The sequence below is a fragment of the Nocardioides szechwanensis genome (assembly GCF_900103935.1).
In the GTDB taxonomy this organism is placed as follows: domain Bacteria; phylum Actinomycetota; class Actinomycetes; order Propionibacteriales; family Nocardioidaceae; genus Nocardioides; species Nocardioides szechwanensis.
In genome coordinates this window covers 189,825-201,556 of record NZ_FNIC01000004.1, presented here as the reverse complement: position 1 = coordinate 201,556, position 11,732 = coordinate 189,825, and the positions used below count along the sequence as shown (strand labels likewise).

10 protein-coding genes are annotated in these 11,732 nt (G+C 71.8%); 2 read left to right on the top strand and 8 right to left on the bottom strand.

The window, feature by feature from the left end; genetic code table 11:
• Window positions 1-68: 68 nt before the first annotated feature.
• Window positions 69-3,104, bottom strand: coding sequence for a S8 family serine peptidase (locus BLR90_RS11650; protein ID WP_091025387.1), 3,036 nt, complete (start codon window positions 3,102-3,104; stop codon window positions 69-71).
• A gap of 127 nt (window positions 3,105-3,231) precedes the next feature.
• Here BLR90_RS11650 and BLR90_RS11645 point away from each other — a divergent pair, with 127 nt between their 5' ends.
• Entirely contained in the window at window positions 3,232-3,990 is a 759-nt protein-coding gene (locus BLR90_RS11645; protein WP_091025386.1) for an SDR family oxidoreductase, read from the top strand.
• Here the strand turns inward: BLR90_RS11645 and BLR90_RS11640 are convergent.
• The 5 genes from BLR90_RS11640 to BLR90_RS11620 are packed head-to-tail and all read right to left on the bottom strand — an operon-like array spanning window position 3,974 to window position 8,875.
• Window positions 3,974-5,044 carry a VanZ family protein gene (locus BLR90_RS11640; RefSeq protein ID WP_091025385.1) on the bottom strand — a complete coding sequence of 357 codons (1,071 nt, stop codon included), beginning with the start codon at window positions 5,042-5,044 and terminating at the stop codon, window positions 3,974-3,976. The genes BLR90_RS11645 and BLR90_RS11640 overlap by 17 nt on opposite strands.
• 3 nt (window positions 5,045-5,047) lie before the next feature.
• Entirely contained in the window at window positions 5,048-5,716 is a 669-nt protein-coding gene (locus tag BLR90_RS11635) for a histidine phosphatase family protein (protein WP_091025384.1), read from the bottom strand.
• Window positions 5,716-6,795: a phosphotransferase family protein gene (locus BLR90_RS11630; RefSeq protein ID WP_091025383.1), complete on the bottom strand. Its 1,080-nt coding sequence runs from the start codon at window positions 6,793-6,795 to the stop codon at window positions 5,716-5,718. The genes BLR90_RS11635 and BLR90_RS11630 overlap by 1 nt, the downstream gene beginning before the upstream one ends.
• A complete protein-coding gene (locus BLR90_RS11625; protein WP_091025382.1) occupies window positions 6,792-7,616 on the bottom strand; it encodes an SDR family NAD(P)-dependent oxidoreductase in 825 nt (274 codons plus the stop codon). Before BLR90_RS11625 ends, BLR90_RS11630 begins: the two co-directional genes overlap by 4 nt.
• Window positions 7,613-8,875: an acyl-CoA dehydrogenase family protein gene (locus BLR90_RS11620; protein ID WP_091025381.1), complete on the bottom strand. Its 1,263-nt coding sequence runs from the start codon at window positions 8,873-8,875 to the stop codon at window positions 7,613-7,615. The genes BLR90_RS11625 and BLR90_RS11620 overlap by 4 nt, the downstream gene beginning before the upstream one ends.
• A gap of 29 nt (window positions 8,876-8,904) precedes the next feature.
• On the opposite strand from BLR90_RS11620, the gene BLR90_RS11615 reads away from it, so the two are divergent.
• Window positions 8,905-9,453, top strand: coding sequence for a hypothetical protein (locus BLR90_RS11615; RefSeq protein ID WP_091025380.1), 549 nt, complete (start codon window positions 8,905-8,907; stop codon window positions 9,451-9,453).
• A 2-nt stretch (window positions 9,454-9,455) separates the two neighbouring features.
• On the opposite strand, the gene BLR90_RS11610 is transcribed toward BLR90_RS11615, so the two are convergent.
• On the bottom strand, window positions 9,456-10,973 hold the full coding sequence (locus BLR90_RS11610) for a hypothetical protein (protein ID WP_143016196.1): 1,518 nt from the start codon (window positions 10,971-10,973) through the stop codon (window positions 9,456-9,458).
• Window positions 10,948-11,664, bottom strand: a complete 717-nt coding sequence (locus BLR90_RS11605; protein WP_245715270.1) for an ABC transporter ATP-binding protein — start codon at window positions 11,662-11,664, stop codon at window positions 10,948-10,950. The genes BLR90_RS11610 and BLR90_RS11605 overlap by 26 nt, the downstream gene beginning before the upstream one ends.
• Between the last annotated feature and the right edge of the window lie 68 nt (window positions 11,665-11,732).

The window sequence follows — 11,732 nt, the reverse complement described above, 5'->3', positions numbered from 1 at the left end:
ATGGCCCGCCACCAACAAACAGTCAAGCCTGACTTTTTTGTTGGTGGCGGGCCGAGTGCTACTGGCGGTCAGCCGACGTTGGTGTCCACCTTCACCATCGTGACCTCGTCCGACCCGGCGTACTCGACGAAGCCGAGGTAGCTGCTGGCGGCGTCCAGGCCCGTCCACGTCACGCTGAACGTGGCCGGGGTGTTCTGGACGACGGGCACCGGGTCCGGCACCGCGGCGAACGCACCTTCGTTGTCCGCACCCACGTTGTAGGTCTCGAGGGTGAAGCCCATCGGGCTGCCCTCCGACCCGGGCGCGTAGCCGAAGACGTCGACGATGTAGGTCCCGGCCGGGAGGCCGAAGGCCGAGATCGACTCGTCCGCCGACCCCGTCGCAGACTGCGCCGCGATGGCGAAGGCCGTGGAGGGGTCGCAGGTGTCCGACGCCAGCAGGTAGAGGTCGAGGTCGGCCGAGTCGTCGGCGGAGTCGACGTCGACCCGCGTCAGCTCGGTGCCCTCGGGCACGGTCAGACAGGTCAGGTGGTCCGCGTTGGCCGCCACCGTGTCCGTGGCGACCTCACCCTTGGCCAGCCCGGTCGTCGAGACGTCGAGCTGACCCGTGAAGCCGGGGATCACCTCGATGTCGCTCGACCCGGTCACGCCCTCGCCGGTCACGTCGTCCGGTGCCTCCACCGCGAGCGGCTGGATGGCGACGGGGATCCGGACCCGGGTGGGACCGGTCAGCGTGATGAACCCGCTGCTGAAGCTGCCCAGCGGAGCCGTGGTCCGGGTGATCGTGAACTTCACGTCGACCACGTCGTTGGCGCGTGATGACGTGACGTTGGGGCGGCTCGGCTGCACCGAGAAGCCCGGCAGGTCGGCGCTGATCTTCCACGTGCCCTTCATGGTGGCGCGGAAGGAGCGCGGGAACGTCACCGGACCGGTCATGGACCCGTCCGCGATCGACGGCAGGTTGAGGCTCTTGGCGTCCAGCGCCGGCACGCCGGTGTTGTAGCCGAGGTCGGCCAGCCAGCCGCGCCACTGGGTGGCGTCTGAGGTCACGAACAGACCGGGGTCGAAGAACTTCTTCGCCTTGACCAGACCGGCGCCCTGGGCGAACGCGTCGCGCGACATCCCGCCGTTCGCGTTGCGGACCGACGTGGCGGTGGTCATCATCGCCGACTTGATCTGCATCGGCGTCCAGCGCGGACGCTCTCCCTGCATGAACGCAGCGAGACCGGCGATGTGGGGCGCCGACATGGAGGTGCCGGAGTAGAGGTCGTAGTTCAGACCCCGGTTGGACGGCGGCGCCACCGCGGCCAGGACGTCGACGCCCGGGGCGATGATGTCCGGCTTGAGCAGGTCACCGCCGGCGACGAGCGCCGGTCCGCGCGAGGAGAAGCCGGCCACCTGCGGCACCGGTGTCTTCTCGTTGGTCAGGTTGCCGAGCTTGAACGCCGCCTTCGCGGCCGCGCCCTGGGCATCGAGGTAGGCCTCGACGACCGCGCCCGCGGTGTCGGAGATGTGGATCGTGGGCACCGCCTGGATGTCGGCGTTGAGGCTGTTGGGCGAAGGGTTGGCCATGATCAGCGCCGCTCCCCCGGCCCGCTTGACCTCGGCGCCCTTGGCGATCCGGTCGTAGACACCGCGCAGGCAGTAGACGATCTTGCCGGCGACCTTGGCGGGGTCGAGCGTGTCGGGCCCGCACAGCGCGGCGTCGTCGGGGTCACCGCCGGCGACCACGGCGTCGAAGCCGTCGACGACCTGGCGGGTGGAGACCGGGGTCTGGGCGCTCGAGGCTCCGAGGAGCTTCTTGCCGTTGCCCAGCACGACCGTGTTCTCGAACTTCGTGGTGTGCGTGCCCGCGGCGACAGTGGTCAGCCACGGCGACGGGTGGTCGAGGGTGGTCGAGTCGGGTCCGCTGTTGCCGGCGGAGGCGGCGATGAAGATGCCGGCCTCGGCCATGCCCTCGAAGGCGAGCTCGAGGACGCTCAGGTCGGGCTGCGGCCCACCACCGATGGAGAAGTTGACGACGTCGACGCCGTCGATGACGGCCTGGTCGATGGCGGCCAGCATGTCCTCGTCGAAGCAGCCGGTGAGGTCGGCGTCGCTGGACTCCCAGCACACCTTGTAGATGGCGAGCTTGGCGGCCGGGGCCATGCCGGAGATCGTGCCGAACTTCAGGCCGGCGGTCTTGACACCCTTGGTGATGTTGCCGGCGGCCGTGCTGGCGGTGTGGCTGCCGTGGCCGGCGCCGTCACGCGGCGAGATGAACTCGTGCTCCGAGAGCAGCTCCTCGGGTACGGCGTCGAGGAACGCGTCGCCGTAGGCACGGGCGCTGATGACCTTGGTGTTGCAGTCGCTCAGCTCGAAGGACTCACCGGTCTCGCACGCGCCGGTGAAGACGGTGCCGTCGAGCTTCTCCATGCGGGTGACGCCGCCCTTGAGGGTGATGTCCCACTTGGTCTGGGGGGTCGAGCCGATCGGGGAGCCGCGGAACGACTTGTTCTCGGGCCAGATGCCGGTGTCGAGCACTCCGACCACGACCCCGTCGCCGGCCGTGGCGCGTCCGCCCTTCTGGGCCCACGCGCCCTTGCTGCCGCTCATGCCCAGGAAGTCGGGGGTGTTCCACGTCGTGATCTTGCTGATCCCGGCCTTCTGGACGGTCAGCACGCGACGGTCGGTCGCCAGGTCGATGGCCTGGGCCGCGGTGAGGTCGGCGGCGAAGCCGTTGCTGGCCACCGTGTAGCTCGACTTCACGCTGGCGCCGACGGACCCGGCGAGCCGCTCGTGGGTCGTGCGCAGGTGCTCGGAGTAGCGGCGTACGGCGGGCGAGCTGCCGAGGAAGGTGCCCGAGGGCGACTTCGTGTCGGCGTACTTGCGGTTGCCGTCGTAGCCGGTGGCGCTCGCCTCGCGCAGCAGCACGATGTAGCGGCCGTCGGTGAAACGCTCGAAGCCGGCCGGCGCGGAGGCGGTGGGGCTCGCGGCCGCGGACACGGCCGGGGCGCCCTGCGCGCCGGACAGCGGGAGCGCGGCCAGGAGACCGGCGGTGAGCGCACCCACCGAGGCCACGGCCAGGCGTGCCTTGACGGATCCGCGTGAACGGAGGACTGACATGGGGACCTCAATCTGTACGGGCCGTGTCGTGGGCCTGAACGGCCGGAGAAGACACGTGCAAGGCTCACCTCATTACACGCGACCCCTCACGTCAAGGGGTGACCGTCACAACTGCCAGACTCGGCGCATGACGACGATCCTCATCACCGGTGCCTCCTCCGGTCTCGGGGCCGAGATGGCCCGCCAGTTCGCCGCCCGCGGCAACGACCTCGCCCTGTGTGCCCGGCGGGCCGACCGCCTCGACGGGCTCAAGGCCGAGATCCTGGCGGCGCACCCCGACCGCCGGGTCGAGACCCGCGTCCTCGACGTCACCGACGACGACGCGGTGTTCGCGGTCTTCCGTGGCTTCGCCGCGGACTTCGGCACCATCGACCGGGTCATCGTCAACGCCGGCCTCGGCAAGGGCGCGCCGCTGGGCACCGGCCGCTACGACGCCAACAAGGAGACGGCGATGACCAACTTCGTCGCCGCGCTCGCGCAGACCGAGGCCGCCATGGAGATCTTCCGCGCGCAGGAGGCCGGCCACCTGGTGATGGTCTCCTCGATGTCGGCGATGCGCGGGATGCCCAAGTCGATGACGACGTACGCCGCCACCAAGGTGGGCGTCGCGTTCCTCGCCGAGGGGCTGCGCCACGAGCTGCACGGCAAGCCGCTCGGCGAGACTGTGAAGATCACCGTGCTCTACCCCGGCTACATCGCCTCGGAGATGAACGAGAAGGCTGCCGACAAGGCGATGTTCATGACCTCCACCGAGAAGGGCGTGCGGTCCATGGTGTCCGCGATCGAGAAGCAGGTCGCCGACGCGTGTGTCCCGCCGCTGCCCTGGGCGCCGCTGTCGGTGTTCATGAAGCACGCGCCGCTGCCGGTGTTCAAGCGCCTGATGTGACCCCGGCGGTTGGGTCGTCGTCGTCGAACGCCTCCTCGGCGGCGATCCGCAGGTCCATGTGCGCGAGCTGGTGGCTGAGGCCGCGGTGCTCGGCGCTGCGCCAGGCGGCCACCACCGTCACCACGACGTACGACGGCAGCAGTGCGGCGGCCCACCACCCACCGAGCAGCGCCAGCACGAACAGCGGGCCGATGCCGGTGGCCAGCTTGACCGCCCGCGACAGCAGCACCAGCCGGGGCCGACGAGCGACCGCGCGGACCGAGACGACGTGCTCGCCGACGGTGCGCCCGACGGCCAGCACGCTGGCGGTCTCCACGAGGAACGGCACCCCGAACTGCAGCCAGGTCTGCACATCACGGTCGACGACCGCGTCGGTCCAGTAGCACCAGCCGCGGTAGGCCAGCGCCGCCAGCGCGCCGCTGATCACCACGAACAGCACGTCGCTGAGCATCCCGACCAGTCGCCGCCCGAACGTGATCCGGGTCGGCAGCGGCTCCGCCTGCTCGCGCCGCCGCACGAAGATCGCGGACAGCAGCGAGCCCCCGACCGCGCCGAGGGTGTTGACCATCAGGTCGTCGACGTCGAAGAGCCGGTAGGGGCAGTCGTAGATGTTCCAGACGCCCGTGAGCTGGGTGGTCTCGATCAGCAGGGACGTGCCCAGACCGAGCACCGCCGCCACCACGACGCCGCGCCCGAGGATCTGGCGCACGAAGTAGCCGAGCGGCACGAACAGCAGCACGTTGAGCGCGATCTGCAGGAACGCGGGGTCGCGCAGCAGTGTCGCCGGTGCGGCCAGGTCGATGGCGGCCAGCGACCCGAGCGGGTCGAGCTGCCTGCCCTTGCAGTCGTACTCCCCCGCCGGCGGCACCGGCAGCAGCGTGTAGGTCCACAACGCCAGCCCGTAGACGGCGCCACTGAGCAGGATCGCGAGGTCGCTCGCCTCGAGCTTGCCGTCGAGCCGGTACTGGTAGGCCGCGACCGGCACCAGCAGCACGATCGCCACCAGGGTGCCCAACCCCACCGCGAGGAGCGCGTTCGTCGCCTGGTCGGTCATGGGTCAGCGGTAGGTGACCGTGTCGCCGGCCAGGTGTGTGTGCTCGTTGAACGTCAGCATCCGGGCGCCCGTGGAGCCGACGACGACGCGGGTGACCGACGAGTTGACCGTGACCGTGTTGAAGCGGCTCCACAGCCGGGCCGCGGTCGCCGGGTCTGCGGCGGGGAGGACCAGGGCGGCGACGACGACCGCGATCACGCCGCCCGAGCTGACGACCACCACGGTGCCGCCCGGCCCGGCGTCCGCGGTCGCGGCCTCGAGCGAGCCGAGCACCCGGTCGACGAACGCGGCGTACGTCTCGGCGTAGCCCTCGCCGAGGCCGGAGGTCCAGCGCTCGGTGGCGCGCTCGAAGACCTGCTGGAACTCCCGGCGGTCCAGCGGTCCCTCGGGCAGGTCGGGGTAGGCCGAGACCAGGCCGACGTGGTCGAACTCGTCCCACCCGGCGTCGACGCGCACCTCGGTCCCTGACCAGCCGGCTGCCTCGACCATCGCCTCGGCGGTCTCGCGGTGCCGGCGCATGTCGCCGCGCACGATCGCGGTCGGCTTCACGCCCTGGGCGGCCAGGGACGCGCCGAGCAGCCGGCCCTGCTCCCAGCCGGTCTCGGAGAGTACGTCGTAGTCGTCGGCGCCGAACGACGCCTGACCGTGGCGCACCAGCAGGAGCTGGCCCATCAGTCGCCCGCGACGTCGGAGGCCGCGATGATCGAGCGGCAGCGCGTCTCGAGGTAGCCGACGGCGGGACCGAAGACGGCGTACTGCTCGTTGGTGGTCTGCTTGTGGAAGTACCGGTACCAGATCTGCTGGGCGATCACGGCCAGCCGGTAGAGCCCGAAGACCTCGTAGAAGCGCCACTCCTCGGGGCTGACCGGGTAGCCCATCCGCTCGCAGTAGCGGGCCACGATCTCGGAGCGGGTCCACATCCCGTCGGCCTGCGAGGGCTGGCGACGGAACATCTGGAAGAACTCGTCGTCCGCGGCCTCGACCCAGTAGGCCATCGAGCCGCCGAGGTCCATGAGCGGGTCGCCGACGGTGGCCATCTCCCAGTCGAGGACGCCGACGATCCGGGTCGGGTCGTCGGGCGCGACGACCAGGTTGTCGAGCCGGAAGTCGTTGTGGATCAGCACCTGCGCCACGTCGGCCGGCTGGCGCGCGGCGATCCAGGCCTCGATGTCGCTCCAGTCGCCGGTGTCGTCCGTGCGGGCCTTGGCGAATCTGCCGGTCCAGCCCGAGACCTGGCGACCGACGTACCCGTCACCGCGGCCGAGCGCCACGAGCTCCGCGTGGGCCGCGACGTCGACGGAGTGCAGCTCGGCGAGCACGTCCCAGGCGTTGCCGCAGAGCCGGGAGACGTCGTCGCGGGTCATGGTCGACGGGAGGTCGCGCCGCGGCACGGTGCCCTCGACCTTGGCCATCACGTAGAACGGCGAGCCGAGGACCGCCTCGTCCTCGCAGTAGCCGACCATCTCCGGCACGTAGGGGAAGACCGGCTTCAGGGCGTCCTGGATGCGGTGCTCGCGACCCATGTCGTGGGCACCGGCGGCCTTCTGCCCCGCCGGCGGGCGCCGCAGGATCAGCTCGCGGTCGGCGAGCCGGAGCAGGTAGGTCAGGTTGGAGGCGCCGCCGGGGAACTGGCGGACCTCCTCGATCTCGCCGAGCCCCAGCCAGTCCTGGACGGCGTCGACGTCGAAGGCGTCCTCGTCGCGGACCGGCTTCGCCGGGTTGCCGCTGTCGTCGGTCCCTTTATCGGTCATCGGGCGCCCTCCTCGAGCTTGGCGGCCTGCGCGCGCATGATGACGTCGTACGTCGCCCGGTCGGCCTGCTTCAGGCCGTAGGCGTCGCGCGCGGGCTGGTCGGGGACGATGATCTCGTCACCGCGGTCGAGACCCTCAAGCACCGCGGCGGCGATGTCGTCGGCGGAGATCGAGGAGCTCTCGACGAGCTTGCTCATCACCGACGCCAGCGCTGTGTCGGCACCCTGCAGCGAGCTCATCAGGTTGGTGCGGAAGTAGGACGGGCAGACGACGTGGGCGGTCACGCCGTGGGCCGCCAGCTCGTGGCCGGTGGTCTCGGTCAGCGCCACCACCGCGGCCTTGACCGCGTTGTAGGACGCCATGCCCGCGGGGTGGACGAGCCCGGCGAGCGAGGCGACGTTGACGATCGCGCCCGAGCCCTGCCGCTTGAGCAGCGGCACGAACGTGCGGGTGCCGCGGACCGCGCCGAACAGGTTGATCTCGGTGATCCAGCGCCACTCGTCGAGCGTGGCGACGTCGAGCCGGCCGCCCCCGGCGACACCGGCGTTGTTGACGAGTACGTCGAGCCCGCCCCAGGTCTGCTCGACGTGCGCGAGCGCCGCGGCCCAGTCGTCGTCCTTCGTGATGTCGAGCCTTGCGGTGGTTGAGGTGCGAGCGGAGCGCTTGTCCTGAGGTGCGAGCTTGCGAGCCTCGAAGGGAGCCTCGAAACCACCCTCATAGCTGATGTCGGTGCGCAGCACCTCGTCGCCGCGGGTCTCGAAGGCGTTGGACAGCGCGGCGCCGAGGCCGGAGGCAGCGCCGGTGACGAGGACGCGCGTCACTTGTACTTGCCGAGCTCGAGCCGGGCGACCACGCCGCGGTGCACCTCGTCGGGACCGTCGGCGATCCGCAGCGAGCGGGCCGCGGTCCAGGCCGCGGCGAGCGGGAAGTCGGACGCGAGGCCCGCGCCACCGTGGAGCTGGATCGCGAAGTCGACGACCTGCTGGGCCATGGCCGGCGCGGCCACCTTGATCTGCGAGACCTCGGACAGCGCGTTGAGCGGGCCGCCCTGGTCGAGCTTCCAGGCAGCGTTGAGCACCAGCAGACGGGTCTGGTCGATCGCGATCCGGGCCTCGGCGATCCGCTCACGGTTGCCGCCGAGGTTGGCCAGCGGCTTGCCGAACGCCGTGCGCTCCAGGCCGCGCCGGCAGGCCAGCTCGAGCGCCAGCTCCGCGACGCCGATCAGCCGCATGCAGTGGTGGACCCGGCCGGGGCCGAGCCGGCCCTGGGCGATCGCGAACGCCTCGCCCGGCCCGCTGATGATGTTGGACGCCGGGACCCGGACGTCGGTGAACGACACCTCGCCGTGGCCGAGCGGCTCGTCGTACATGCCCATCGTGTCGAGCATCCGCTCGATCTTCACGCCGGGGGTGTCGCGTGGGACCAGCACCATCGAGTGCCGGTGGTGCCGATCCGCGCTCTGCTGATTTTCTGGGAGGTCCGTCAGCCCCATGAACACGTAGATCTTGCAGTCGGGGTGGCCCACGCCGGTCGACCACCACTTGCGGCCGTTGACGACCACCTCGTCGCCGTCGACGACCGCGGTCGCCTCCATCGTGGTCGCGTCGGACGACGCGACCCCGGGCTCGGTCATCGTGAACGCGGACCGGATCGTCCCGTCGAGCAGCGGCTCCAGCCACTCCTGCTTCTGCGCGTCGGTGCCGTAGCGCAGCAGCACCTCCATGTTGCCGGTGTCGGGCGCGTTGCAGTTGAGCACCAGCGGCGCGATCGCGGACCGCCCCGTCAGCTCGGCGATCGGCGCGTAGTCGACGTTGGTCAGTCCCTCACCACCGTCGGTGCCGAACCGGGCGGCGTACTCCCCCGCGTGCTCGTGCGGCAGGAAGAGGTTCCACAGCCCGCGCTCGCGGGCCTTGGTCTTGAGCTCCTCGATCAGCGGCAGCGGCTGCCACGGGTCGCCGGTGCGGCGGGCCTCCGCGAGGTCGCGGTGGTAGTCCTCCTCCGCGGGACTGATCTCGGTCTCGATGAAGTCCTTGACCCGGGCGGTGAGGTCGGCCGCGCGCGGCGACGGTGAGAAGTCCACGTACGGCACAGTAATGGGACGATGCAGCCGTGATCCGACCCGTCCGCCTCCTCACGCTCCTGCTGCCCGCGGTCCTGCTGCTCGGGTGCACCGGCGGCGACGACGAGCCCGCTCCCGCTGCCCCGACCATCGACACCGCGGCGGTCCAGCAGGCCCTGGTCGGGCTGTGGGTCGGCGACGACGTCACCGCCGAAGCGACGCAGGCGGGCGAGTGCTTCGCCGCTGCGCTCACCGACAGCGCCACCCCCGACGAGCTGCGCGATGCGGGCCTCCTCGACGAGTCGTACGCCGTGCCCCCGGTGCTGCCTCCCCTGGGCCGGGAGGGTGCCGAGCTGTGGGTGGACGCGCAGTTCAAGTGCGTCGACTTCGTCAGCGAGTCGGCCCGCGCCCAGGTGGCCGCCACCAAGGGCAAGGTCGACGCCACGGCGTACGAGACCTGCCTGCGCAAGGCCCTCACCGAGGACCAGCTGTACGAGGCAGCGGTCCAGTCGGTCATGGGCGACTTCGGCGGCGACGCCGTGGCGGCGTTCAGCCAGGCCCAGCTCGACTGCGTGCAGCAGGCACTGCCGCCGGACTGACGCTAGACCGCGACGGCGGTGACCACGCGCGCTCGGGCGACGGGGTCGACCCAGAGCCGGCGGGTGCGCAGCAGGCGCGCGGTCGACCAGGCGAGGAAGGGTACGGCGACCAGCACCGACACCTGCCACTCCGGCACCCGCGCCAGGACCGAGAAGGTCAGGCCGGTGAGGGTGGTGCTGAGGGCGAGGCGTGCGGAGTAGCCGACCATCACGACCGGCGGCGCGGGGGTGGCGCGGGCCGAGCGGAGGTCGACCGCGAACGGCCGCTGCTCCGACCAGCGCAGGCCGGCCGCGACGACCTGCACCGTCACGACGACCACGGTGCAGAGCAGGGCGGTGAGCTCGGCGACCGACGGCACCCCGGCGCGGACGGCGCCCAGGGCGACCGTGACCAGCGACGCGACGAGCAGGAACTCGGCGAGCACGTAGGCGCGGGCGTCGAAGACCACGCCCGGTGGGACCGGCAGGCTCTCGCGCCAGAGCCCGCCGCGGCCGTCGAGGCACCACGCGTTGACGCCCCACAGCAGGGCCCCACCCGAGCCGACCAGGCCGGGCAGGATGGTCAGCTGCTCCCACGGCAGGCCACCGGCCAGGGCGACCAGGCCGGGCGCCAGCGCGAGGACGGCGACTCCGCGGCGCATGGGCACTGCGCGCCAGACGGACGCGCGGTCGGTGCGCACGAGGGCGGTCAGCTCGGAGCGCGGCCGGCCCCGGGCGGCGTAGTGGCCGGTCTCGACGTCCTGCTCGTCCCGAGGGGGACGGTGGGCGGCGAGGTGGGCGGGGACGGCTCCCAGCGCGGTGGCGGCCAGGAAGGCGACCAGCAGCACCACGGCCGTGAGCGCGGTCCGCGGGGCGGAGTCGCTGACCATGCCGACCACGAACCAGCGGGTCGGCAGCCGGTCGAAGACCGGGACCAGGTTGGCGGTCAGGTGCAGCGCCACGGCCACGCCGAGCAGGGCGACCCCGATCCCGCGCACCCACGCGATGCCGTGCCGAACCCGCCGGACGACCTCGATCGTCCAGGCCACCACCTGGGCGACCGCCGTCGTGGCCAGCAGCCACAGCACCACGATCAGCTGGGCCTGCGGGAGCGCGGCGTCGGTGCCGAGGGCGTACGACGTGACGCCGACCAGGGTCCAGGCCTGGAGCAGCCAGGCGATGTTGAGCGGCACGAGCAGCAACGCGCCGAGATGGTCGGTCGTGGGGCTGATCGGGTGGATCGACCCCGGGTCGCGCGCGATCAGCTCGCGACCGCCGCCCGAGGCCGTCGCCGACACGATGGCGAGGGCAAGGAAGCCGGTGAGCATGGTCGGCAGCAGCAGCAGGAGGTCCAGCGCCCAGCCGTCGTCGGCGCCGGCGTCCGGGAACAGCCCGGGCAGGACCGCGACCGCGAGGCTCACGACGACGAACCCGACCATTGCCCCGGCCGACAGCCGCCGTCGGCGCAGCGACCCGGCGCGGAACCGCACCAGGTGGCCGACGTCGGCCAGCGCCCTAGTCGAGGAGACCGCGATAGGCACGAGCGCCCTCCTCGCCGGCCATCTCCCCTGACGGGACCGTCGCCACGGCCGAGCCGCCGCGCAGCACGCTGACCGTGGTGCACGCCTGCACCGCCAGCTCACGGAGGTGCGTCGAGACGAGCACGCAGGCGCCGCGGGCGCGGGCGTCGCTGATCACGTCGAACGTCGCCTCGACGCCGATCGGGTCGACGCCGTCGAACGGCTCGTCCAGCAGGAGTACGTCGGGTGCGTGCAGCGCCGCGAGGATCACCGAGAGCCGGCGGCCCATGCCGTGCGAGAAGCCGGCCGTGACCCGGTGCGCGACGTCGCCCAGCTCGAAGCGCTCGAGCAGGTCGCGCGCAGGGGTCTCCCAGTCGTCCATGCGCCGCAGCCGCGCGGACAGCTGGAGGTGCTCCCAGGGCGTGGCCCGCGGGACGAGACCGCCGACGTCGGGGCAGTAGCCGACCGCCTGCTTGGCGCGCAGCGTCTCGGTGCGGACGTCGTGGCCGGCCACCAGGACCGTGCCCGCGCTCGGCGGCACCACCCCGGCCAGCACCCGCATGGTCGTCGACTTGCCGGCGCCGTTGCGCCCGAGCAGCGCCGTCGCCTGGCCGGCGTACGCCTGGAGGTCGATGCCGGCCACCGCCTCCACCTCGCCGAAGCGCACGTGGAGACCGCGCACGTCGACCATGGGGGGAAGCGGGGGGCTCACCACCCCATCCTTGCCGACCCGCCCGAAACTCACCGCAAACAACGTTGACCCGCCCGAAAGTTTCGGGC